The 24,448-nt window shown below is 66.6% G+C and carries 21 protein-coding genes; 15 read left to right on the top strand and 6 right to left on the bottom strand.

Features of this window, described 5'->3' with window-relative positions; translation table 11 throughout:
* Window positions 1-526 precede the first annotated feature (526 nt).
* The 3 genes from prpE (at window position 527) to IFT63_RS13180 (ending at window position 4,299) form a co-directional block, all read left to right on the top strand.
* Window positions 527-2,407, top strand: coding sequence for a propionate--CoA ligase (gene prpE, locus IFT63_RS13170; RefSeq protein ID WP_192084520.1), 1,881 nt, complete (start codon window positions 527-529; stop codon window positions 2,405-2,407).
* A 194-nt stretch (window positions 2,408-2,601) separates the two neighbouring features.
* Window positions 2,602-3,093, top strand: a complete 492-nt coding sequence (locus IFT63_RS13175) for a hypothetical protein (protein ID WP_192084522.1) — start codon at window positions 2,602-2,604, stop codon at window positions 3,091-3,093.
* Between the two features lie 153 nt (window positions 3,094-3,246).
* Window positions 3,247-4,299 carry a suppressor of fused domain protein gene (locus IFT63_RS13180; protein ID WP_192084524.1) on the top strand — a complete coding sequence of 351 codons (1,053 nt, stop codon included), beginning with the start codon at window positions 3,247-3,249 and terminating at the stop codon, window positions 4,297-4,299.
* A gap of 82 nt (window positions 4,300-4,381) precedes the next feature.
* Here IFT63_RS13180 and IFT63_RS13185 read toward each other — a convergent pair whose 3' ends face one another.
* The 4 genes from IFT63_RS13185 to IFT63_RS13200 form a co-directional block, all read right to left on the bottom strand.
* Entirely contained in the window at window positions 4,382-4,993 is a 612-nt protein-coding gene (locus tag IFT63_RS13185) for a glutathione S-transferase N-terminal domain-containing protein (RefSeq protein ID WP_042615052.1), read from the bottom strand.
* A gap of 88 nt (window positions 4,994-5,081) precedes the next feature.
* Complete coding sequence (locus IFT63_RS13190; RefSeq protein ID WP_042615053.1) at window positions 5,082-5,540, bottom strand: cell wall hydrolase; 459 nt, start codon at window positions 5,538-5,540, stop codon at window positions 5,082-5,084.
* A gap of 298 nt (window positions 5,541-5,838) precedes the next feature.
* A complete protein-coding gene (locus IFT63_RS13195) occupies window positions 5,839-7,869 on the bottom strand; it encodes an NADPH-dependent 2,4-dienoyl-CoA reductase (protein ID WP_192084526.1) in 2,031 nt (676 codons plus the stop codon).
* A 108-nt stretch (window positions 7,870-7,977) separates the two neighbouring features.
* Complete coding sequence (locus IFT63_RS13200) at window positions 7,978-8,601, bottom strand: hypothetical protein (protein WP_192084528.1); 624 nt, start codon at window positions 8,599-8,601, stop codon at window positions 7,978-7,980.
* 521 nt (window positions 8,602-9,122) lie between these two features.
* Here IFT63_RS13200 and IFT63_RS13205 point away from each other — a divergent pair.
* The 4 genes from IFT63_RS13205 (at window position 9,123) to IFT63_RS13220 (ending at window position 12,101) form a co-directional block, all read left to right on the top strand.
* Window positions 9,123-10,214 carry an OmpA family protein gene (locus tag IFT63_RS13205; protein ID WP_042615056.1) on the top strand — a complete coding sequence of 364 codons (1,092 nt, stop codon included), beginning with the start codon at window positions 9,123-9,125 and terminating at the stop codon, window positions 10,212-10,214.
* 201 nt (window positions 10,215-10,415) lie between these two features.
* A complete protein-coding gene (locus IFT63_RS13210; protein WP_042615057.1) occupies window positions 10,416-10,931 on the top strand; it encodes a hypothetical protein in 516 nt (171 codons plus the stop codon).
* Window positions 10,932-10,949: 18 nt separating this feature from the next.
* On the top strand, window positions 10,950-11,759 hold the full coding sequence (locus IFT63_RS13215) for a pseudouridine synthase (protein ID WP_042615058.1): 810 nt from the start codon (window positions 10,950-10,952) through the stop codon (window positions 11,757-11,759).
* An 84-nt stretch (window positions 11,760-11,843) separates the two neighbouring features.
* Window positions 11,844-12,101 carry a hypothetical protein gene (locus IFT63_RS13220; protein WP_320506235.1) on the top strand — a complete coding sequence of 86 codons (258 nt, stop codon included), beginning with the start codon at window positions 11,844-11,846 and terminating at the stop codon, window positions 12,099-12,101.
* 83 nt (window positions 12,102-12,184) lie between these two features.
* On the opposite strand, the gene kbl is transcribed toward IFT63_RS13220, so the two are convergent.
* Window positions 12,185-13,387, bottom strand: a complete 1,203-nt coding sequence (gene kbl, locus IFT63_RS13225) for a glycine C-acetyltransferase (RefSeq protein ID WP_192084530.1) — start codon at window positions 13,385-13,387, stop codon at window positions 12,185-12,187.
* A gap of 198 nt (window positions 13,388-13,585) precedes the next feature.
* Between kbl and IFT63_RS13230 the strand changes: the two genes are divergently transcribed.
* Window positions 13,586-14,278: a TorF family putative porin gene (locus tag IFT63_RS13230; RefSeq protein WP_042615138.1), complete on the top strand. Its 693-nt coding sequence runs from the start codon at window positions 13,586-13,588 to the stop codon at window positions 14,276-14,278.
* A gap of 196 nt (window positions 14,279-14,474) precedes the next feature.
* Here IFT63_RS13230 and tdh read toward each other — a convergent pair whose 3' ends face one another.
* Window positions 14,475-15,509, bottom strand: a complete 1,035-nt coding sequence (gene tdh, locus IFT63_RS13235) for an L-threonine 3-dehydrogenase (protein WP_042615137.1) — start codon at window positions 15,507-15,509, stop codon at window positions 14,475-14,477.
* A gap of 380 nt (window positions 15,510-15,889) precedes the next feature.
* Between tdh and IFT63_RS13240 the strand changes: the two genes are divergently transcribed.
* The 7 genes from IFT63_RS13240 to IFT63_RS13270 all read left to right on the top strand — a co-directional run bounded on the left by IFT63_RS13240 (window position 15,890) and on the right by IFT63_RS13270 (window position 24,442).
* Window positions 15,890-18,052: a S46 family peptidase gene (locus IFT63_RS13240; RefSeq protein ID WP_192084532.1), complete on the top strand. Its 2,163-nt coding sequence runs from the start codon at window positions 15,890-15,892 to the stop codon at window positions 18,050-18,052.
* A 146-nt stretch (window positions 18,053-18,198) separates the two neighbouring features.
* Window positions 18,199-18,840, top strand: a complete 642-nt coding sequence (locus IFT63_RS13245; RefSeq protein ID WP_042615493.1) for a histidine phosphatase family protein — start codon at window positions 18,199-18,201, stop codon at window positions 18,838-18,840.
* A gap of 23 nt (window positions 18,841-18,863) precedes the next feature.
* Complete coding sequence (folC, locus tag IFT63_RS13250) at window positions 18,864-20,147, top strand: bifunctional tetrahydrofolate synthase/dihydrofolate synthase (protein WP_192084534.1); 1,284 nt, start codon at window positions 18,864-18,866, stop codon at window positions 20,145-20,147.
* An 80-nt stretch (window positions 20,148-20,227) separates the two neighbouring features.
* The gene (locus IFT63_RS13255) at window positions 20,228-21,247 is read left to right on the top strand and encodes an SPOR domain-containing protein (RefSeq protein WP_042615491.1); all 1,020 of its coding nucleotides are present in this window, start codon (window positions 20,228-20,230) and stop codon (window positions 21,245-21,247) included.
* Window positions 21,248-21,287: 40 nt separating this feature from the next.
* Window positions 21,288-22,049 (top strand): CvpA family protein, encoded by a 762-nt coding sequence (locus IFT63_RS13260; RefSeq protein ID WP_192084536.1) that lies wholly within the window; start codon window positions 21,288-21,290, stop codon window positions 22,047-22,049.
* A 69-nt stretch (window positions 22,050-22,118) separates the two neighbouring features.
* A complete protein-coding gene (purF, locus tag IFT63_RS13265; RefSeq protein WP_042615489.1) occupies window positions 22,119-23,585 on the top strand; it encodes an amidophosphoribosyltransferase in 1,467 nt (488 codons plus the stop codon).
* Between the two features lie 2 nt (window positions 23,586-23,587).
* On the top strand, window positions 23,588-24,442 hold the full coding sequence (locus IFT63_RS13270) for a DUF455 family protein (RefSeq protein ID WP_192084538.1): 855 nt from the start codon (window positions 23,588-23,590) through the stop codon (window positions 24,440-24,442).
* Window positions 24,443-24,448: the final 6 nt, after the last annotated feature.

The raw sequence follows: 24,448 nt of genomic DNA on the forward strand, positions 1-24,448 counted from the left end.
TCTCGCGCTGCAGCTGGGGGTGGGCCGGGCGGTGACGGGGACACGTCATCGCATTCGCGCTGCCGCTCCCACGGTTTGCGCAGCAAAGCGTGGGCCCCTCCTCACCAACACCCACACCCCGCCGCTTCGCGGCCGCCCCTGACTCAGGGGCTCCCTCCACCCGACGCGCCGACGTGACCTGTAGCGCCGAGCCATGCTCGGCGAGCGCAGCGGGCCGTTGGCGGGAACATTCCGCCGACCATGGGTCGGCGCTACCGATACCCGCATGTCCCATGGCCCCCATGGACCTGTCGAAGGTGGGGCGGGGTGGGTTGGCGGGAACGCTCATCCGCATGGATGCGGATGGCGAGCCTACAGGGACGTATTCACGGCGATTCCCGCCAACCCACCCCGCCCCGCCCAACCCACAGCCCTGCAGGGCTTTTGACGTTGACGTTGACGTTGACCTACGACCAAGGTCGGGGCGTTCGCGCCGCGGCTGGCGCTCTATGCTCGATGCCATGACTTTGTCTGGGAGGGCTGTGTCATGGACTACGAAGAAACCTACCGCCGTTCGATCGACGAGCCGGAGGAGTTCTGGGGCGAAGAAGCCAATCGCATCTATTGGCACAAGAAGCCACAGCAGGTGCTGGACTACAGCAATCCGCCGTTCCGGCGGTGGTACGTCGGCGGGGAAACCAACCTCTGCTACAACGCCGTCGACCGTCACCTGGCCGAACGCCCCGACCAGCTTGCACTGGTGGCGGTGTCCACCGAAACCGGTACCACGCGCGAAATCACCTATCGCCAGCTGTACCGCGAAGTGAACGACTTCGCCGCCGTGCTGAAGCGGCTGGAGGTCGGTCACGGGGATCGCGTGGTCATCTACATGCCGAACATGGCCGAGGCGGTGTTCGCCATGCTGGCCTGCGCCCGGATCGGCGCCGTGCACTCAGTGGTGTTCGGCGGCTTTGCAGCCCACAACCTGGCCCTGCGCATCGATGACGCGCAGCCGAAGCTGTTGATCGCCGCCGACGCCGGCATGCGCGGTGGCAAGCTCATTCCCTACAAGGGCATGGTCGATGCGGCCTGCGCCGAGGCGCAGAATCCACCGCCGCACGTACTGATCGTGTCGCGCGGGCTGGACCCGGCTGAACCGCGCCAGGCCGGGCGCGATCTGGACTACGCCTCCCTGCGTGCCGAAGTCGGCGAAGTCGATGTGCCCGTCCAGTGGCTGGAATCCAGCGAACCGAGCTACCTGCTGTATACCTCCGGCACCACCGGCAAGCCGAAAGGCGTGCAGCGCGATGTCGGTGGCTATGCGGTGGCGATGGCCCAGTCGATGCAGACCGTGTTCGATTGCCAGCCGGGCCAGGTGATGTTCTCCACCTCCGATGTCGGCTGGGCGGTGGGGCACTCCTACAACGTGTATGGGCCGCTGATCGGCGGCTGCACGTCGCTGTTGTACGAAGGCCTGCCGACCCACCCGGATCCGGGCATCTGGTGGGCGCTGTGCGAGCAGTACAACGTGCGCACCCTGTTCTCTTCGCCGACCGCGATCCGCGTGCTGAAAAAGCACGATGTCGACTTCATCCGCCGGCATGACCTGAAGGCGCTGAAGTACATTTTCCTGGCCGGTGAACCGCTGGACGAGCCCACCGCACACTGGGCCAACGAAGCGCTGGGCAAGCCGATCATCGACAACTACTGGCAGACCGAAACCGGTTGGCCGGCACTCACCCTGCTGCCGGGACTGGACATGAAACCGGTGCGCTTCGGCTCTCCCGGCTTCCCCAACCTGGGTTACCGGATGAAGGTGATCGATGAGAACACCGGGGGGGAGGTCGCGCCCGGGCAGAAGGGCGTGCTGGTGATGACCCCGCCGCTGCCGCCGGGCTGCATGAGCACCGTATGGAACGACGATGCGCGCTTCCTGCAGAGCTACTTCAGCCACTTCAAGGAACTGCTCTACAGCTCGCTGGACTGGGCCATCCGCGACGAGGATGGCTACACGTTCATCCTCGGCCGCACCGACGATGTGATCAACGTGGCCGGGCATCGGTTGGGCACGCGCGAGATCGAAGAGGCCATTTCCGGTCATCCGCGTGTGGCCGAAGCAGCGGTGATCGGGGTCAAGGACGAACTGAAGGGGCAGGTGCCGCTGGTGTTCGTGACCCTCAAGCAGGGCCTCAACGGCGAAGACCCGGCCCCGGTGGTGGCGGAAATGATGGCGGCGGTGACCGCCTCGCTGGGGGCGGTCGCCCGGCCGGCGCACATCCACGTGGTCAATGCGTTGCCGAAAACCCGCTCCGGCAAGCTGTTGCGGCGTTCGCTGCAGGCGTTGGCCGAGCAGCGCGATCCGGGCGATCTGTCGACCCTGGATGATCCGGCGGCACTTGATGAGATCCGGCGCGCGCTGGGAGGCTGAGCAGTGCGGCGGGGCCGGTGCCGGGGTGGCCCCGGTCGCCCGCATGCGGACGTGCTGCACTGCAGCTCCGCCGGTGCGGCGACTGCGCTAAGCTCGGCCTGTCATCGCGCTGCCACACAGCACCCCGCCTGGGGGAAACAGGCGGGGTTGCCGCAGCCGGTGGTAATGGGAGTCCAGACAGGGGGGGAACACACATGGCACTGCTGCACGCCAAGACGGCCGCTGGCCGTCAGGAAATCGATGATCGCGCACGGCGGCTGCCTGCCGCGCTGCGATCGATCCTTTTGATGGTTGACGGCCAACGCGACGATGATGCACTGCGTGCGTTGCTGCCGGGGCTGCGTGCGCCGCCCGACGCGCTGGAACAACTGCTGGCACAGGGCCTGATTGAAAAGGTCGGCGGGACGGCCGCGCCGGCACGCTCCCGGGCGCTGACGGAAGGCCGCGGCCAGGACCCGGAGCTGTACCGACGTCTCTACGACTTGATGAGTGAATCGGTGCGCCGCCACCTCGGCCTCAAAGGCTATTTCATGCAGTTGAAGATAGAGCGTTGCACCGACGCGGCAGCGCTGGAACAGCTGCTGCCGGACCTGGTCGCGGCCATCGGCAAGGCACGCAGCACCGCACTGGCCAACCGCTGGCTGGAGGAAACGCGGCAACAGCTCGAGCCCGCCGTGCTCGGCTAGCGCGTGAATGGTGCGGATGCGCATGCGGGTAAGGTTGGATCGAACTGAGACCTTTCGGCCAACGTGCCGACGCCCGGGTGGGCTAAAGTGAGCCCCCCGGATCGTCCAGGTTCCATTGTGCAGATCGCCTCCGCTTCCGAGCCTGCCACCATCATGAACGATGACAACGGCACCCCCGGCTGGGATGCCATCAGCCAGGCGCTGTGCGCCGCCCATCCCGGTCAGGTGCCGCGACACTTCGGTACGGCATTGCCTTGGACGCTTGGCGGCAAGGACCCGCTGGATGGGGTCAGTGTGTACTGGAGTGGACAGGGTCGCCCCCACTGGCATTACGTCAGCTATGGTCTGTCCGAGCTGTTCGACAAGGAAAGCGACGACGCCGACGTCAGTGGTTTCGGCTTCGAGCTGACCTTCCGCCTGGCCGCTGCGGAAGGCAGCACCGAGGCGGACAGCCCGCCTACCTGGCCGATGAGCCTGCTGCAGAATCTCGCACGCTACGTGTTCCAGACCGGCAACGTACTGGAGGCGGGGCACCATCTGGATGCCAACGGTCCGATCGCCGCCGGTCACACCACGGCGCTGCGCCACCTCGCCTTCGTCGAGGACCCCCAGTTGCCGGCGCGCGATACCCCCAATGGGCGCCTGCAGTTCCTGCAGGCGGTGGGGCTGACCGATGGCGAACAGGGCGCGATCCTGGCCTGGTCCACCGGAGGAGTGTTGAAGGCGCTGGAACCGACCATGTCCTTGTGGATCACCGACCTTGACCGGGCCTGCGCGCTGTCCGATGCCGACGTGGCCGCCCGCATCGCCGCAGGGACGCAGGCGCAGGGCGCCGCCACCGGTCTGCTGCTGGTGGAGATGCTGGAATGGCAGGATGCAGGGGATCCCGGCGCCACCACCCTGGTGCTCGGCGCGGGGCAGGTCGACCGCCTGCGGGAGCTGCTGGAGGTTCGCCTGGGCGCTGGCCTGCCGCTGGAGATCGTCGGCCCGCAGAAACGCTGGAAGTTTGAACCGGGCGAGCAGGACCGCGTGCACGGCGATGACCTGCAGCGGATCTGCGTGCTCTCGCCGGGCACGTGCGGGCGCCTGCAGCAGGCGCTCAGGCCCGTGGCCGGCGTGGCGCGGATCTCCGACATGCTGTCGATCGACATCCGCCGCTCCTGCCTTCGCGACAGCGAAGGAAAACCCCTACGCTTCATCGGCTGACGCCGCTGAAGCATCCCGAAAGCCCCGCTCGCGGACCTGGACACGCGGGGCGGTCACCCCGCGCGCGCCATGCTGACACCGATCAGGCCAGGCCTTCCGCCTTCAGTACGGCCTGAACGCCTGCATCGGCATCCATGCGCGTCTTGTACGCGGCAAGATGCTCCAGGCCGGACAGGTCGACCTTCGCTGCGGCGGCCCAGCGCAGGGTGATATAGAAGTAGGGATCGGCGAAGCTGCGGAATCCGGCCAGCCACGGCTTGTCGGCCAGCTGCGCGTTGGCCTGTTCGAAGAGGCCGCGCAGGCGCTTGTGCGCGGCCGCGGCCAGTGCTGCCTTCTGCCCTTCATCAGCCAGGAACTTGCCTGGCGCGAACAGCGGCGAGAACGCCGGGTGCAGGTCGGAATTGACGAAGGACAGCCAACGGGCCGCTTCAGCGCGCTGGCGCGGACTGCCATCGCCCGCCAGGCCTGCCTGCGGATGGGTATCGGCGATATAGCCCATGATCGCCGCATTCTGGGTCAGCACGAAATCGCCGTCGACCAGCGCGGGCACCGAACCGACCGGGTTGATCTTCAGGAATGCCGGGCTCTTCAGGGTTTCACGATCCAGCAGTTCAACCTCGAACGGCTGGCCGGTCCATTGCAGAGCGATGTGGTCGGCGGTGGAACAGGCACCGGGCTTGCTGTACAGCTTCATGGGAACTCCGCGCGGGATAGGTGGCAACAGACCAACACTATCGCGGAGCCCGCAGCGCCCGGCAATCATGCACAGGCACAACAGTCCGTTACGACTGCCGCGGCTTGAGGCTCTGCACCTTGTAGAAGGTGTGGTCGCCGATGGTCGCGACCTGGTAAGCGTTGCGCCAGCTCGGGCTGGCAATGGACAGCGCCGCGAAGTGGCTGGCTCCGGGCACGATTTCCTTGCGCTCGCTGACCGGCAGGGCCCAGTTGCGTTCAGCATCGAAGGCAACGGTCATGGCTTCGCGCCAAGCGGCGTCATTGGCCAGCTGGGTGCCCGGCGCCACGATGGTCGGAGCGAACTGCTTGCGCGCGGTTACCACCTGGCACATCGAGTCACCCCACAGGCCGCTGTCGCGGCGTCGCAGGGCCACCTCGGCGACGGCCTGCTGGCCACGCACGGTCTGGTCGCGGGCTTCCAGGTAAACGGTCGTGCTCAGGCACAACGAATCAGCGGCCGGCTGCGGCAACAACTGCGACAGCCAGAGAATCCAGGCCAGTTTCATATAACTCCTTGCTCCGTATGGGCCGGACCTGGCGGTTCCGCCGGCGGTATGGCCGGCAGAGGCGGGGGTACGGCTTGGCGTCATGGGGAGGCGACCATCGGGGTCACCCCGTGGGCGGCCACGAAAAGTGATCGACGATCGATCAGGTGGGCCGCACCTGCTCACCGGAACTGGGTGGTGAGCGGGAAAGTTGGCGCAAGGTAAGGGGGTATTTCGCAACGCATCCTGAATCAATCGAGTTGACATTCAGGTTCGGGGCAGGGTCGAAAAGCCGATCCAGCTGCCCCTATTCAGTTTTTCAGAGGGCAGCGGCGACGCGGCTGCCTTGGTCAATCGCACGCTTGGCATCGAGCTCCGCAGCAACGTCGGCACCGCCGATCAGCTGCGCAGAGATGCCAGCCGCAGCGAGTTCCGCATGCAGGGAACGGTTGGATTCCTGGCCGGCGCAGATCACCACGTGATCGACGTCCAGCAACTGCTCCACCCCCTCCACGCGGATATGCAGACCGGCATCGTCCACACCCAGATACTCCACGCCACCCAATTGCGTCACGCCCTTGGCTTTCAGCGTGGCGCGGTGGATCCAGCCGGTGGTCTTGCCGAGTTTCGCGCCCGGACGTCCGGCGCTGCGCTGCAGCAGCCACAGCTTCCTTGGCGAAGGAACGATGACCGGACGGGCAAGGGCGCCGCGCGCTTCGAAACTCGGATCCACGCCCCATTCGGCCATCCAGCTCGCCGTGTCCAGCGACGGTGACGGGCCGGCATGGCTCAGGAACTCGCCGACATCGAAGCCGATGCCACCGGCGCCGATGATCGCCGCACGCGGACCCACCGTGACCCGCCCCAGCAGCACGTCCAGGTAGTCCACCACCTTGGCATGTCCGGCACCGGGGAAATCGACCTTGCGCGGCAGGATGCCGGTCGCCAGCACCACCTCGTCGAAGCCGGCAAGCGCGTCGGCAGACACCCGCGTGCCCAGACGCAGCTGCACGCCGGTTTCCTCCAGCTTGTGGCGGAAGTAACGAAGGGTCTCGTGGAACTCTTCCTTGCCAGGGATCCGCTTGGCAACGTTGAACTGGCCGCCGATCTCATCGTTGGCGTCAAACAGGGTGACGTGGTGGCCGCGCTCGGCAGCGACGGTCGCACAGGCCAGGCCGGCCGGGCCTGCACCGACCACCGCGATGCGCCGCGGCGCTGTGGTCGGCCGATAGACCAGCTCGGTTTCATGCGCCGCGCGTGGATTGACCAGGCAGCTGGCCAGCTTGTTCTCGAATACGTGGTCCAGGCAGGCCTGGTTGCAGGCGATGCAGGTGTTGATGCGCTCGGGGCGGCCGGCGCGTGCCTTGTTGGCCCACTGCGGATCAGCCAGCAGCGGACGCGCCAGCGACACCATGTCGGCGCCGCCGCTGGCCAGGATGCGCTCGGCCACGTCGGGCATGTTGATCCGGTTGGTCGCCACCAGCGGCACCCCGACGTGGGGCTTCAGCTTGGCGGTGACGCCGGCGAACGCCGCGCGCGGGACGGAAGTGGCGATGGTCGGAATGCGCGCCTCGTGCCAGCCGATGCCGGTATTGATGAGCGTTGCGCCGGCTGCTTCGATGGCCTGTGCCTGGGCGACGATTTCCTGCCAGTTGCTGCCATCGCTGACCAGGTCCACCAGTGACAGCCGGTAGATGATGATGAAGTCCGGGCCGCAGGCTTCACGGATGCGACGCACGATCTCCACCGCGAACCGCATGCGCTGTGCAGCATCGCCGCCCCACTGGTCGGTGCGGGTGTTGGTGCGCGGGGCGACGAACTCGTTGATCAGGTAGCCCTCCGAGCCCATCACTTCCACACCGTCGTAGCCCGCATCGCGGGCCAGCCGCGCGCTGCGCGCGTAATCGGCGATGTGCCGGTCCACGCCGCGGCTGGACAGGGCGCGCGGGGTGAACGGATTGATCGGGGCCTTCAGTTTCGATGGCGCAACCGACAACGGGTGGTAGGCATAGCGCCCCGCATGCAGCAGCTGCAGGCAGATCTGCGCGCCGTGCTGGTGGGCGGCGGCAGTGAGCTGGCGGTGCGGGCGGACTTCCCATGGCCAGCTGAGCTTGCCGCCGAATGGCTTCAGCCAGCCGACCACGTTGGGCGCGAAGCCGCCGGTGACGATCAGGCCGACACCGCCTTCGGCGCGCTCGGCAAAGTAGGCGGCCAGTCGCGGGAAATCGCGGGCGCGGTCTTCCAGCCCGGTGTGCATGGAGCCCATCAGGATCCGGTTGCGCAACTGGGTGAAGCCCAGGTCGAGCGGAGTGAACAGGTGGGGGTAGGCGCTGTCGCTGGCTGGCGTCATCGTGGATACGCTTGCGTACGGAAGCACCCAGCGTGCCGTGAATCCGCGTTCGTCGCAAGACGCGCCGCGGCATCTGCCATCGCGGTGGGGCGTTCGGTGACGGCCGGGTCAGCCTGGCCGAACCGACGCCTGCGCCGCCACCGGGGGCCTGCCGATGCCGAACCAGCCCAGCGTCATGCCGCACAGCGGCCCGATCAGCAGCGCGAAGGCCAGCGTGCCCAGTCCCACGTTGCCGCCCAGCAGCCAGCCTGCCAGCAACGCGCTGCCTTCTATCAGGCTGCGCACCTGCCAGATCGGCCAGCCGCTGCGGGCATGCAGGCCGGTCATCAGTCCATCGCGCGGACCGGGCCCCAAGCGTGCGCCGATATACAGGCCGGTGGCTACAGCGATCAGCAGCAGTCCGGCAGCGAACAGCGGCAGCCGCAGCCACAGGCTTTCCACCGCAGGCAGCAGCCACAGCCCGAACTGCGCAGCGGGACCGATCAGAAGCACGTTGAGCACGGTGCCCAGGCCGGGCTTCTGACGCAGCGGCCACCACAGCAGCAGCACCCCTGCGCCGATGACATTGGTGGCCAGGCCGAACGACAGCGGCGTATGCGCCGCGATGCCCTGTGACAGGACATCCCAGGGCGCCACGCCGACTTCCGCACGCACCATCAGGGCAATCCCCAAGCCGTACAGGCAAAGGCCGACAATCAACTGGGTGATGCGCATCGGAAGGGAGGAGGGCATGACGACGGGTCTGTAGGGTCTGTCGCCACGATAGGTCGCGATTGGTGCGGCGAACAGGTACAGCACGCTGCGATTCATGCCATACAGCGGTGCGCACACCCTTGGCCCTGATTCCTTGATCGGCTCAGTGAATCTACTGCGTGTGTGCCAGTAAATCCGTATGAGCGTCGTTAACGGCACCCCACTGCCGTTCAGACTTGCGTGGCGTAGAAAGTTCCTCACCGCACAGGCTGTGGGATGAACGCTTGACTTTCCGCCAAAGCAAAATGTTGCAGCGCGAGACTGAAGCCCGGTAAAACCCTTGCCACGCCTGACTGTTGCGGTTTTTCATGATCCTGTATAGGGTGCAACCGCCGGTCCGGTGGAGGCCCGGCGCCCGTTTTTCACATGTTACGGGACTGTTAACATGGCCTTCACTCCCCTGAGCATAATGTTCGCGGCGGTGGCGTGCTGAATCGGCTGTCGTAGTGCTGGCCCATGCCTCTACCGGTTTCATACCCCCGATATAGGAGCTGTACTCAATGAACAAGAAGATCCTTACCGCCGCGCTGCTGGGTGGTCTGGCTTTCGCCCAGGCTGCTTCGGCACAGGAGTTTGACGACCGCTGGTACCTGACCGGTTCGGCTGGTTTCAACTTCCAGGACAGCGACCGCACCACCAACGATGCTCCGTTCGTCAGCCTGGGCCTGGGCAAGTTCATCAGCCCGAACTGGTCGCTCGACGGGGAGCTGAACTACCAGAACCCGAACTTCGACGCCAACCAGGACCTGAACTGGTCGCAGTACGGCGCCTCGCTGGACCTGCGTCGCCACTTCGTGCAGGAAGGCCGCGGCTGGAACCCGTACCTGCTGTTCGGCCTGGGCTACCAGAAGTCGGAAGAAGAGTTCGCTGCTGTCGACGCCAATGGCCCGCGTGAGCGCAAGGACGGCAACTTCGCCGCCAAGCTCGGCGCCGGTCTGCAGACCACCTTCGACAAGCGCGTTGCCGTGCGTGCCGAAGTGGCCTACCGCGCTGACTTCGACGACAAGAGCGTTGCCGCTCCGAGCGAAGACTGGTTCGGCGACGTGCTGGCTTCGGTCGGCGTCGTGATCCCGCTGGGACCGGCTCCGGTCGCTGCCGTGCCGGCTCCGGCTCCGGTTGCCCCGAGCTGCGCCGACCTGGATGACGATGGTGACGGCGTCAACAACTGCGACGACAAGTGCCCGGATTCGCAGCCTGGCCAGACCATCGGTCCGGACGGTTGCCCGGTACCGGTCTCGATCGACCTGAAGGGTGTCAACTTCGACTTCGACAAGGCCAACCTGCGTCCCGACGCGGTTGCGATCCTGAGCGAAGCCTCGCAGATCCTGACCCGTTACCCGGATCTGAAGGTTGAAGTTGCTGGTCACACCGACTCGAAGGGTTCCGACGAGTACAACCAGAAGCTGTCCGAGCGTCGTGCTACCGCCGTGTACAACTACCTGACCTCCAACGGCGTTGCTGCTTCGCGCCTGCAGGGTCCGGTCGGTTACGGCGAGAGCCGCCCGATTGCTCCGAACACCAATGCTGATGGTTCGGACAACCCGGAAGGCCGTGCGAAGAACCGTCGTACCGAGCTGAACGTCCAGAACTGAGTTCTGACGCTTCACCGGTAAGACATACAGCAGGACCCGGCTTCGGCCGGGTCTTGTTGTTTGTGCGCTGTCGTTTTTGTACCGCTTATCCGAAAAAAACAAAAAAACCAATGAGTTGCCGTATTCATTGAATGTAGGATCTTGAAAGCCGTTGTGTCGCTGTTAAACTCGCGCCACTACCCACTTTTCTGGATGCTCCTCATGCTGCGCACTGCATCGGCCGTCGTCCTGGCCCTGGCCTTGGTTCCCGCCGCCCACGCTGCCGTGGACTGCTCGGTCTCGGCCAGCAGCGCTCCGCTGCCGTTGCCGGCCACCGCGATCGCACCGGTGGCGAGCGAGCTGTTTACCCGCAACTCCCGGCTGGGCATGCCCGCCGGCGTGTTGACCACTAATTACGAACAGGCCCAGTCGCTGGACAGCGTGCTGCGTCGCCTGCGCATCGAAGGCTGCCAGAACGTGGCCAAGGCCATGCCGAGTGCACCGGCGGTGAGTCCGAATGATCCGGCCGCCTACAAGCCGCAGACGGCGTTCGACAACACGCCATGGCGCTTTGACATGAGCCAGAACGGCAAGCGCATGACCGCCGAAGAGTTCGATGCCTGGATGAAGGCGCGTGGCGTTCGCGTGGTCAAGGCCCGTCCGGTGCCGGCCACCGCCGTCGCGCCGGTTGCCCCGGTGGAAGCCTCTGCCGAGACCAAGCCGGCTGACAAGAAGTAAGTGAGGGCAGGGCAGGACATGCGGCCACGGCGCCCGCCTGCCAGCCCGCCTGCTCGTGCCCGCCCCGGTGGTGGGCGCGCAGCGCCTGCAGCAGGCGGGGGCGTTCGCCACGGACTGGCACGCGTGTTGTCCAAGGCGGGCCTGTGTTCGCGTACTGAAGCCGCGCGCTGGATTGCCGCCGGCCGGGTGAGCGTGGATGGGCGCACCGTCCGTGATCCCGAATTCCCGATCCAGGCCGGCCGCCAGCAGGTGCGCGTGGACGGCCAGCCGCTGGATGCCGCGCCGCGCATCTACCTGATGCTCAACAAGCCGCGCGGCCTGGTGACCACCGTCCAGGACGAACAGGGCCGCGATACGGTCTACCGCTGTTTTGATGGGGCCGACTTGCCATGGTTGGCGCCGGTCGGCCGCTTGGACAAAGCCAGCGAAGGCCTGCTGCTCTTCAGCAATGACCCGCAGTGGGCGGCCGCGCTGATGGACCCGGCCACCGGCCCGGACAAGACCTACCACGTGCAGGTGGATGGTATTCCGGGCGCGTCGATGCTCGCCGCATTCTGCGCTGGCATCGAGGACGAAGGGGAGTTCCTGGCCGCGCGCGCGGTGAATCTGCTGCGTACCGGCGAAAAGACCGCGTGGCTGGAAGTGACGCTGGACGAAGGGCGCAACCGGCATATCCGCCGCCTGCTCGCGGCGTTCGACCTGCAGGTACTGCGGCTGGTTCGAATCGGCATCGGCGGGCTGCGGCTCGGCGAACTGCCCAAGGGCCAGTGGCGGATGCTGCAGGCAGAAGATCGGCGGCAACTGGAGGCCGCTGCAGGACCGGGCTGAGACCCGCGGCCGACGCCTGGCGTCGGTCCCGCTCCGGGCGCAAGGGGGGCCCGGCTTTGCATTTACTGAAAGAGGTATCCCACCGTGTTGCGTTCCCTGACCTCTCCGCTGCGCCTGACGCTGCTGCTGCCTTTGGCGGCCCTGGCCGCATGCAGCCACAAGAAAGAACTGGCCAAGGCCCCGCCACCGCCGCCGCAGGACATCATCGAAGTACGCATCCCCGAGCTGGACGGGCGCGGCAGCTACCGTTTCAACATGAGCGAAGGCGACAAGAAGATGTCCGCCGACGAATTCGACGACTGGATGAAAGCCAACGGCATCCGCGTGGCCAAGGGCCGCTGACACAAAAAAGGGGACGGAGGGCATTGAGTCGTATCCAGCCTGTACCGGCTGGATACGACTTAATGCCCTCCGTCCCCTTTTTGTCAGATCACCCCGAGTTCGCGGCCGATGCGGGTGAAGGCATCGATGGCGCGGTCCAGGTGCTCGCGCGTGTGCGCTGCGCTGATCTGGGTGCGGATGCGCGCCTGGCCCTTGGGCACCACCGGGAAGAAGAAGCCGATCGCGTAGATGCCTTCTTCCAGCAGGCGCTCGGCGAACTTCTGCGCCAGCGGTGCGTCGTACAGCATCACCGGGCTGATCGGGTGCACGCCGGGCTTCACGTCGAAACCGGCAGCGACCATCTTCTCGCGGAAGTAGGTGGTGTTGGCCACCAGCGTTTCGCGCAGGTCGTCGGCGGCGGCCAGCATCTCGAAAGCCTTGATGCCGGCGGCCACCACGTGCGGCGGCAGCGAGTTGGAGAACAGGTAGGGGCGCGAGCGCTGGCGCAACAGTTCGATCACTTCGGCCTTGGCCGTGGTGAATCCGCCCAGTGCACCCCCCATCGCCTTGCCAAGGGTGCCGGTGATGATGTCGATCTTGTCCAGCACGCCCTTCACTTCGGCCGAGCCGCGGCCGGTCTTGCCGAGGAAGCCGGTGGCATGGCATTCGTCGATGTGGACGAGCGCGCCGTACTTCCGGGCCAGCGCGGTGATCTGGTCCAGCGGCGCGATGAAGCCGTCCATCGAGAACACACCGTCGGTGGTGATCAGCTTGGTCCGGCAACCGGCTGCATCGGCGGCCTGCAGCTGGGCTTCCAGATCGGCCATGTCGCAGTTGGCATAGCGGAAGCGCTTGGCCTTGCACAGGCGCACGCCGTCGATGATCGAGGCATGGTTGAGGCTGTCGGAAATGATCGCATCCTGCTCGCCCAGCAGCGGCTCGAACAGGCCGCCATTGGCATCGAAGCAGGCCGCATACAGGATGGTGTCCTGCTTGCCGAAGAAGCCGGCGATCTGCGCTTCCAGCTGCTTGTGCAGGTCCTGCGTACCGCAGATGAAGCGCACCGACGCCATGCCGAAGCCGTGGCTGTCCAGCGCATCCTTGGCGGCCTGGATCAGGTCCGGGTGGTCGGCCAGGCCCAGGTAGTTGTTGGCGCAGAAATTCAGCACCGTGCGCCCGTCTTCCAGGGTGATCTCCGCCGACTGCGGGCTGGTGATGATCCGCTCGGACTTGAACAGGCCCTGGGCGCGGATGGCGTCCAGTTCCTCGGCGTAATGGCGGGTCAGGTCAGGCGAGGATTCGGTCATGGTGGCAGCACGGCTCAACACGGGAAAACGACGATTTTACCCGCCCCGGCCACGGAAGGGCGGCAGGGCAGGGAGCACGAACGTGTTGCGTTGCAATATCAAACAGGTTAAAAAACCGTGAACCGGATGGATTCCCGCAGCCGGTCCGCGCCCCGCCCCATGTCCCTCCTCCCCGCCATCGCCCCCCCGGAGACGCCCATGAAGCACGCCGTCCGCTGTCTTGCCGCTGCTGCCGCACTGTCCCTCGCCTCGTTCGCCGCCAGCGCGCAGGAAGTCGAGTCGCCCTACAGCTGGAATGTCACCGCCGTGTCCGATTACGTCTTCCGTGGCGTGTCGCAGACCGACGAGGATCCGACCCTGCAGGCCGGCTTCACCTACACCAGCCCGGTTGGCCTGTATGCCGGCGTCTGGGGCTCCGGCGTCGACTTCGGGCCGGGCGACCCGAGCACTGAAGTGGACTTCCTGATTGGTTACGGCTTCGACGTCAGTGACAACGTCAACTTCGACGTGCTGTTCAACCGCTACACCTACCCGGGTGCCAGCGAGCTCAACTACAACGAGCTGATCACCAGCACCACCTTCGCCGAGCAGTACAAGCTCACCGTGGCCTACACCAATGACCTGTCCGGTTCGGATACCAAGAGCTGGTATTACGCCGTCGGCGGTGAGTGGGCGCTGCCGCAGGATTTCACCCTGGCGGCCAACGTCGGACGTACCTCGCTTGAGACCGATTTCGGCAAGGACTACACCGATTTCAACATCGGCGTCAGCCGCCAGTTCGGCCTGTTCAACCTTGGCCTGGGCTTCCACGGCACCGATGGCGCCGGCCGTGACAACAACGGCTACCTGGCCGACAACCGCGTGGTGTTTACCGTGGCAGTCGGGAAGTAAGCGAACTGCGCCTGCGGGCGCAGCTGCATCGCACGTCATGCACAACGAAAAAGGCGCCCTTGCAGGCGCCTTTTTCACGCATGACCCTTTGTTCCCTCTGGTGGAGAGCCCCCTTGTTGTTCAAGGGGGCGCGCCGACAGGCGCGGGGATAAGGAAACATGCGGGAGAACTGATCGGACGCGCTTCGCGCGCCCGATCAGTTCCAGCTCAGTACCACCTTGCCGGCCTTGCCTTCTTCCATCAGGTCAAAGCCCTTCTGGAAGTCATCGATCGGCAGCTGGTGGGTCATCACCTTGCCGAGCGGGAAGCCGGACAACACCAGCTGGGTCATCTTGTACCAGGTCTCGTACATCTTGCGGCCGTAGATGCCCTGCACGGTCAGGCCCTTGAAGATGATCTTGTCCCAGTCGCAGCCGGCGCCGCGGGGCATGATGCCAAGCATGGCGATCTTGCCGCCGTGGTACATGCAGTCCAGCATGTCGTTGAACGCACGCGGGTTGCCGCTCATTTCCAGGCCCACGTCGAAGCCCTCCATGTGCAGTTCCTTCATCACGTCCTTCAGCGACTGGTTGGCCACGTTCACCACGCGCGTGGCGCCCATGTCGGCGGCCAGCTTCAGGCGGAAATCATTGACGTCGGTGACCACCACGTTGCGCGCACCGATGTGCTTGCAGATGCCGGCGGCGATGATGCCGATCGGGCCGGCGCCGGTGATCAGCACGTCCTCGCCGATCACGTTGAACTCCAGCGCACAGTGCGCGGCGTTGCCGTAGGGATCGAAGAAGGCGGCCAACTCGGACGGGATCTGGTCCGGGATCGGCCACAGGTTGGTGGCCGGCATCACCATGTATTCGGCGAAGGCGCCGTTCACGTTGACGCCGATGCCGACAGTGTTCGGGCACAGGTGCTGACGGCCGCCACGGCAGTTGCGGCAATGGCCGCAGACGATATGGCCTTCGGCCGAAACGCGCTGGCCGACTTCGTAACCGGTGACCGCACTGCCGAGCGCGGCGACGCGGCCGACGAACTCATGGCCGATGGTCAGGCCGGGCGTGATGGTGCGCTGGCTCCACTCGTCCCACAGGTAGATGTGCAGGTCGGTGCCGCAGATGGCGGTCTTTTCCAGCTTGATCAGGACCTCGTTGGGGCCCGGCACCGGCACCGGCACTTCTTCCAGCCAGATGCCCTTGGCGGCTTCGCGCTTGACCAGCGCCTTCATCGTTTGTGCCATCTCGGTGGAACTCACAGGGGGGAAAGATGGCGCGGATTATAAAGCCGCCAGCGCCCGCGCCATGTTGCAGCGCGGGTCGGCCGGCGCAAAGCCGCCAACCATGGCCGGCGCTACCCAGGCCACCGGTAGCCTGTCGAAGGCGGGGCGGGGTGGCTGTGCAGGACCGTCTTTTCGCATGGATGCGAAAAGCGAGCCTACAGGGACGTACTTGCGGCGTGTCCTGCACAGCCACCCCGCCCCGCCAGCACGCAGCCCAAGCTCTTGACTCTGACGTCCGTTGACACGCAGGCCGCCGACCATGGGTCGGCGCTACCGGAGGCCGCCATGGAGCTGTCCACGGCGGGCTAGAATCGACGGTTCCATTACCCAAGGGCCGCTTCATGCGCTCGAACCTGCTTGCTTTCTCCATCGTCGCCAGCCTTGGCCTTGCCCAGCTCGCCCATGCCGCAGAAGGCATGTGGGTGCCCCAGCAGTTGCCGGAAATCGCCGGCCCCCTGCAGAAGGCCGGCCTGAAGCTGTCCGCCGAACAGCTGGCCGACCTGACCGGTGACCCGATGGGCGCGGTGGTCGCCCTCGGCGGCTGCACCGCCAGCTTCGTCTCCCCACAGGGCCTGGTGGTCACCAACCACCACTGCGCCTACGGCGCCATCCAGCTGAACTCGACCGCCGAGAAAAACCTGATCAAGGACGGCTTCAACGCCCCGAAGACCGGCGACGAACTCAGCGCCGGCCCGAATGCCCGCGTGTACGTGCTCGACCAGATCACCGATGTGACCGCCCAGGCCAAGGCTGCCATCGCCGCGGCCGGCAAGGATCCGCTGGCCCGCACCCGCGCACTGGATGCGTTCGACAAGTCGCAGGTGGCCGCCTGCGAGGCCGACGCCGGCTTCCGCTGCCGCCTGTACAGCTTCTCCGGTGGCAACACCTACCGGCTGTTCCGCAACCTGGAAATCAAGGACGTGCGGCTGGTCTACGCCCCCCCGGGCAGCGTCGGCAAGTTCGGCGGCGACATCGACAATTGGATGTGGCCGCGCCACACCGGCGACTTCTCCTTCTACCGCGCCTACGTGGGCAAGGACGGCAAGCCAGCCGCCTTCGCAGCCGACAACGTGCCCTACCAGCCCAAGCACTTCCTGAAGTTCGCCGACCAGCCGCTGGGTGCCGATGACTTCGTGATGGTGGCCGGCTACCCGGGCCGCACCAACCGCTACGCACTGGCTGGCGAATTCAACGAAACCGCCGACTGGACCTATCCGACCATCGCCCGTCACTACAACGCCGTGCTGAAGCTGATCGAAGATGCCGGCAAGGCCGACGCCGACGTCAAGGTGAAGTACGCCGCCACCGCGGCCAGCATGAACAACGTCGCCAAGAACTACGCCGGCCAGCTGGAAGGCTTCAAGCGTATCGACGCGGCCGGCCAGAAGCAGGCCGAAGAGGCGCAGGTGCTGGCCTGGTTGAAGCAGCAGGGCACCGCTGGCAAGCCAGCGCTGGCCGCGCATGCGCAGTTGCTCAAGCACCTGGAAACCGGCCGCAGCACGCGCGAGCGTGACCTGTTCGTCAACCAGTTCAACAACACCTCTGCCGTCGGTTCGGCGATCAGCCTGTACCGCACCGCGATTGAACGCAGCAAGCCGGACGCCGAGCGCGAAGTCGGTTACCAGCAGCGTGACCTGCCGACCATCGAAGGCGGCGTGCGCCAGATGGACCGCCGCTACGTGGCGAAGATGGACCAGCAGCTGCAGCAGTACTGGCTGGACCAGTACGTGGCCCTGCCGGTCGCGCAGCGCGACAATGCGGTGCTGAACCAGTGGCTGGGCGGCAGCGATGCCAGCGCGGTCAAGGCACTGGTCAACAAGCTGGGTGGCACCCGGCTGGGCAGCCTGGATGAGCGCCTGAAGTGGCTCACCGCCGACCGCGCCGCATTCGAAGCGAGCACCGATCCGGCCATCCAGTATGCGGTGGCGATGATGCCGGCGCTGCTGAAGCAGGAAGAGCAGAAGAAGATCCGCGAAGGTGAGTCGCTCAGCGCGCGCCCGCTCTACCTGCAGGCCGTGGCGGACTACAAGAAGAGCCAGGGCGGATTCGTCTATCCCGACGCCAACCTGTCGCTGCGCATCACCTTCGGCAACGTCATGGGCTACGGCAAGGACGGGGTGAACTACACCCCGTTCACCACGCTGGAAGGCATCGTGGCGAAGGAAACCGGCGAAGACCCGTTCGATTCGCCGAAGGCGCTGCTCGATGCGGTCAAGGCAAAGCGGTATGGCGGCCTGGAAGACAAGCGCGTCGGTTCGGTGCCGGTCAATTTCCTGTCCAACCTGGACATCACCGGCGGCAACTCCGGCTCGCCGGTGCTGGACGCGCACGGCAAGCTGGTCGGCCTGGCCTTCGATGGCAACTGGGAATCGGTCAGTTCCAACTGGGTGTTTGATCCGGTCATGACCCGCATGATCGCCGTGGACAGCCGCTACATGCAGTGGATCATGCAGGAAGTGGCGCCGGCGCCGCAGCTGCTGAAAGAACTGAACCTGGCGAAGTAAGCGGTCACGGGGCGGATTCCCACGGGATCCGCCCTGTTTTCCCACGGCGGGGCTTCAGGCGGAGCAGGTATGATGGCGCTCCGGCGTGGTTTCACAGGACGTGAACGAAACGCCGGACCTCCTCCCCCCAAGGACCCGTACCCCGCATGCGCATCCTGCTTGCCCGTCACGGCGAAACGCCGTGGAACGCCGAAGGCCGTTACCAGGGCCAGATCGATATCCCGTTGTCGCCGATCGGCGAATCCCAGGCGCAGGCGCTTGGCGAACGATTGAAGTCCGTGGACATCACCCGTGCGGTGGCCTCGCCGCTGTCACGCGCGCAGCGCACCGCGCAGCTGGCACTCGGCGCCCGCGCCGACATGCTGCTGACCGAACCGGAGCTGCAGGAAATCGCCCACGGTGAGTGGGAAGGCCTGTTGGCCAGCGAGATCCATGAAAAAGACCCGTCGCGGCTGCGCGCCTGGCGCGAAGAACCGGACACCGTGCTGATGCCGGGCGGCGAATCGCTGCGCCTGGTGCTGGACCGCAGCTGGCGTGGCCTGACGCGTGCCGCCGAAGGCCTCGGCGAGGACGACACCCTGCTGGTCGTGGCCCACGATGCGGTGAACCGGGTCATCCTGTGCCGGATCCTCGGCCTGCCGATCAGCCGCCTGTGGAGCTTCCGCCAGGCGCCGACCACACTGAACCTGCTGGAAGGTCCAGACATCGAACAACTCGAAGTGGTGCGCATGAACGACTGCGCCCACCACACGCCGTTCTTCGGCGAAGCCAAGCACCGCGCCCTGTAACCTAATCGATTGGACGTCCCACCGTGACTGCACTGCCCACTACGCTCAGCGACTGGCTCGTTTTCATCGAGCGCCAGCACCCGGCCACCATCGACATGGGACTGGAGCGCGTGCGCACCGTTGCCACCGCCCTGCAGCTGGGTGCCCCTGCGCAGCGCACCATCACGGTGGGCGGTACCAACGGCAAGGGCTCCACGGTGGCCTTCGTCGAAGCGATCGCGCGTGCCGCCGGCTGGAAGGTCGGCGCCTATACCTCGCCGCACCTGCTGCGCTACAACGAACGCGTGCGCATCAATGGCGAAGAAGCCAGCGACGAGGCACTGGTGGCGGCCTTCAGCGCGGTCGAAGCCGCGCGTGGCGATACCACGCTGACCTACTTTGAATACGGCACGCTGGCGGCCTTCTACCTGTTCGCGCAGGCCGGACTGGACCTGGCGGTGCTGGAAGTCGGGCTGGGGGGGCGCCTGGATGCGGTGAACCTCATCGACGCCGACGTGGCCGTCATCACCACCGTGGACATCGACCACGCCGACTGGCTGGGCGCTGACCGCGAAAGCATCGGCACCGAAAAGGCCGGCATCCTGCGTGGCTGGAAGCCGGCCGTGCTGGGCGAGATCGATCCGCCGTCCAGCGTGCTGCGGCGGGCCTATCTGATCGGTGCCAATGCGATCCGCGCCGGCAGCGATTATTTCAACGAAGCACTGGACGCGCAGACCTGGGCCTGGCGCGATGTCGCCGTGCGGCTTGAGTTGCCGATGCCTTCGCTGGCCGGCCCGGTGCAGCTGGCCAATGCCGGTGCGGCCATTGCCGCGCTGCGCTCGCTGGAGCTGCCGCCCGGCTGTTCGCTGCCACGCGCCGCCTACGCCGAAGGCATCGCCGCCGCGCGCATCGACGGCCGGCTGCAGCGCGTCGAGCGTGATGGGATCAAGGTGCTGGTCGACGTGGGCCACAACCCACAGGCGGCCGCCGCGCTGGCCCGCGCGCTGCAGGCCGAACCTGTCAGCGGGCGCACCCTGGCGGTGTATGCCGGCCTGCAGGACAAGGATGCGGCCGGCGTGGTGCAGGCGTTGGGCGAGGCCGTGAGCGAATGGACGCTGGCCGGGCTGGAAGGCCCGCGCGGCCAGGACGCCCCCGCGCTGGCGGCCCGACTCGCCGGCACCGTTGCCGCGGATGCTTCACAGGCCGATACGGTGGCCCACGCGCTGGCCCAGGTGCTTGCGCAGGCAGTGCAGGGAGACCGCGTACTGGTGTTCGGTTCCTTCCATACCGCCGCCCAAGCGCTGGCTTGGCTGCAGACCGCCACCTGAGCCGCGTTCAGCCGTTGCCGACGCTGCATCACGGCAGGACCGTATAATCATCGGCAGTTCCCACCTGTTGCCTGCCATCCGTGGATACGTCCCTGAAACAGCGTCTGATCGGTGCCATCGTCCTGGTGGCCCTTGCCGTGATCTTCCTGCCGATGCTGGTGACCGGCCCTGCCCGCAACAGCACCGCCGACAGCGTGCCGCTGGAAGTGCCCGGTGCGCCGGCCAATGCCCAGTTCGAAACACGCGAGTTGCCATTGGCCGCTCCCGCGGGAGGTGACAGTGGCCTGCGCGGCGCCGCGCCGCTGCAGGAAGCTGCCGCCACTGCCGCCGCCACGGTGGATACCGGTCCGGCCGTGGCCGCCGGCAATTTCGCGGTCAGCTTCGGTGCCTATGCGAGCAAGGCCGATGCCGATGCGGTGATCGCCCACCTGAAGGGCGCGCAGCTGCCCGGTTTCAGCGAGACCGCCACGATCAACGGCAAGCAAGCGTGGCGTGTCCGCGTCGGCCCCTTCGTTGACCGCGCACAGGCCGAATCGGCCCGGCTGCAGGCCGTGAAGATCCGCAGCGACGTGCGTGCCGAAGTAGTCACCCTGGATGCCAACGGTGACGGCGCCGCCGCGACCGCGCAGGCGCCGGCCGCCACCACCACGCCGCTGGGCGGCAACCCGGTGCAGACCCAGGCGCTACCGGAAACCACGCCCTCCGCAGCGGCTGCCGCGCCGGCACCCAAGCCCGAACCGAAGCCGACCCCGACCCCTGCGCCGGACACCAAGGCGGTCGCCGCAAAGCCGGCAACGCCTGCGCCGGTGGCCAAGCCGGAAGTGAAGCCTGAGGTGAAGGCGCCAGCGGCCCCGGCCGCCAGCGGCGTGGGGTTCGCCGTGCAGCTGGGCGCGTTCGGCCAGGCCGCCGATGCCAACGCCCTGCGCGATAAAGCGCGCGCGGCCGGCTTCAGCGCCTTCGTCGATCAGGTCCGCACTGACAAAGGCGTGCTCAGCCGGGTCCGTGTCGGGCCGGTCGCCAACCGTGCCGAGGCCGACCAGCTGAAGGCGCAGGTCGCCGCCCGGGTCGGCGTGGCCGGCATGGTCAGACCGCACCCCTGATGCCCATTCCCGGCCAGGACGCCCAAGGAAACCCGCCCGCATGATCGACATCGTGCTGGCCTGCGTGATCGCCATCTCGACCCTGCTGGGGTTCGTGCGGGGCTTCGTTGGCATCGTGGTCGGCACGCTGTCCTGGCTGCTGGCCGGCTGGGCGGCCTTCCTGTTCGGCAATGACGTCGCACACCTGTGGTCAGCGCCGGCACAGCCGGGCAACGGCCATCTGGTGGGCGGCTATGTGACGGTGTTCCTCGCCGTGCTGATCGCGGTCACCGTGCTGGGCATGCTGGTCCGCGCCGGGCTGCGCATGGCGCTGCTGGGCGGCGCCGACCGCATGCTGGGCGGCGCATTGGGCCTGGTGCGTGGCGGCTTCATCAGCGCGGTGCTGCTGCTGATGGCCACCTTCACCCCGCTCACCGCCGAACCGGCCTGGCAGCAGTCCTACCTGCGTGCGGCGCTGCAGCCGGTGGTGGGGTGGATGGATGCCCAGCTGCCGGATGCTTCACGGCCGATGCAGAACCTCGAGCGGATGGTGCCCAAGGGCCTGCCATCGTCGCTGGATGGGCTGGTACCGGCTGGCTTGCCCTTGCCGTCCAGCGGTTCGTCCCCATTTGCTGAAAGCCTGTTGGGAAAGCCGACCGCGACAGGCGATAATGGTGTCCTCGGCGAGGTGGTGGCGGGACGCGGATGGCCGCGTAACGTGGACCCGGCCAGGGGCGCGGCGAGCGAGTCCGCGAACGCCCCGGCACTGCCCGCGAACATCGAGTCGGCGCCCGAGCGTCCAGATCCTGCCGCTGTCCCGTAAGGCGGCTCCCCCGGCCAGGCACGGCCAACATCCCTGTAGATGGGCGCAGCCCAGCGGAGATTACGCAACATGTGTGGCATCGTCGGAATCGTCGGCAACCAGAACGTGGCCGGGCAGCTCTATGACGGCCTGACCGTCCTCCAGCATCGTGGCCAGGACGCGGCGGGCATCGCCACCGTCGACGGCACCCGCCTGCGCGTGCAGAAGGCCAACGGCCTGGTCCGCGACGTGTTCGATGCGCGCACCATGTCCACCCTGGAAGGGCGCGTCGGCATTGCCCACGTGCGCTATCCCACCGCCGGTTCCGAAGGCATGGACGAGGCGCAGCCGTTCTACGTCAACTCGCCCTATGGCATCGCGCTGGCGCACAACGGCAACCTGATCAACACCGAAGACCTGCGTCGCCAGGTGTTCGAACAGGACCGCCGCAACGTCAACACCGATTCGGACAGCGAAGTGCTGCTGAACATCTTCGCCTACGAACTGGATGCACAGAAGCAGCTCAGCCCGGAAGCGGCGATCCGTGCGGTTTCGCACGTGCACCGCCGTTGCAAGGGGGGCTATGCGGTGGTCAGCGTGGTGCTGGGCCTGGGCCTGGTCGCCTTCCGCGATCCGCATGGCATCCGCCCGCTGGTGCTGGGCAAGCGCAGCCACGCCGAAGGCGATGAATACATCGTGGCCTCCGAATCGGCCGCGCTGGACGTGCTGGGCTTCCAGCGCATCCGCGACGTGCAGCCGGGCGAAGCGCTGGTGATCACCGCGCGCGGCGAACTGTTCTCGGAAATCTGCTCCGAGCCGGCCGAACACACCCCGTGCATCTTCGAGTACGTGTATTTCGCGCGCCCCGATTCGATGATCGACAACGTGTCGGTGCACAAGGCGCGCATGCGCATGGGCATCAAGCTGGGCGAGAAGATCCTGCGGCTGCGCCCGGACCACGACATCGACACCATCATCCCGATCCCGGACACCTCGCGCGATGCCGCGCTGGAGATCTCCAACACGCTCGGGGTGAAGTACCGCGAAGGCTTCATCAAGAACCGTTACATCGGCCGTACCTTCATCATGCCGGGGCAGGGCGAGCGGGTGAAATCCGTGCGCCGCAAGCTCAACCCGATCCACCTGGAGTTCCGCAACCGGGTGGTGCTGCTGGTGGATGACTCGATCGTGCGCGGCACCACCAGCCAGCAGATCGTGCAGATGGCGCGCGACGCCGGCGCCCGCAAGGTCTACCTGGCCAGCGCCGCCCCGCCGGTGCGTTACCCGAACATCTACGGCATCGACATGCCGGCCGCCGAAGAGCTGGTCGCGCACAACCGCAGCGTGGAAGAAATCGAAGCGCACCTGGGTTGCGACTGGCTGATCTACCAGGACATCGAAGACATGGAAGCGGCGGTGCGCGAAGGCAACCCGGCACTGCAGAACTTCGATTCCTCGTGCTTCAACGGGCATTACCCGACCGGCATCGAGCCGGGCTACTTCGAGCGCATCCAGCAACTGCGTTCGGACGACGCCAAGCACAAGCGCCGCGCCTGATCGTGAGCGCCACGGCCCCATGCGACGTCGATGCTTCCGACGTCGCCGGTGACCTGCTGCGCGCCGCGCAGCAGTGCCTGGCCGAGGCCGACCCGCTGCGCAAGGTCGCGCTGACCCAGGCCCATGTTGCGGCCTTCCGTGCCGGTCGGCTGAAGCTGCCGGCCGATCCGCCGGCGCCGGCGCCGATCCGCATGCCCGGGCGTCCGGCCACCCTGCAGCAGGTGCACCCGCGCGATGTGCCACGGCGAAAGCTGGGCGGCGCGGAAGGGCGCGCACGTTTCATCCATGCCATCGCGCATATCGAACTCAACGCGATCGACCTGGCGTGGGATGCGGTCTACCGCTTCCGGGGTCTGCCGTCGGCCTTCTACGCTGACTGGGTCAGTTGCGCTGACGACGAATCGCGGCATTTCCTGATGTTGCGCGAACGGCTGCAGGCGCACGGCCATGACTATGCCGATTTCCCCGCCCACAACGGGCTGTGGGAGATGTGCGAGAAGACCGCCCACGACGGATTGGCGCGCATGGCCCTGGTGCCGCGCGTGCTTGAAGCGCGTGGCCTGGATGTCACTCCGGGGCTGATCGCCAAACTGCGTGGCTGCGGCGACGAGCAGACCGCCGACGTGCTTGAGATCATCCTGCGCGAAGAAGTCGCCCACGTGGCAGCCGGTACCCGCTGGTACCGCTGGTACTGCGACCGGGCCGGCGTGGAACCGCGTGCCCGCTTCAAGGAACTGCTGGCCGACTACGCCGGCGGTTACCTGCACGGTCCGTTCAACATCGAAGCGCGCCTGCTGGCCGGTTTCGATGCCGACGAACTGGCCGAACTGATGGAACAGGCCGAGCGCGCCGGATAGCGGGCC

The organism is Stenotrophomonas sp. CFBP 13724, from assembly GCF_014841975.1.
Classification (GTDB): domain Bacteria; phylum Pseudomonadota; class Gammaproteobacteria; order Xanthomonadales; family Xanthomonadaceae; genus Stenotrophomonas; species Stenotrophomonas lacuserhaii.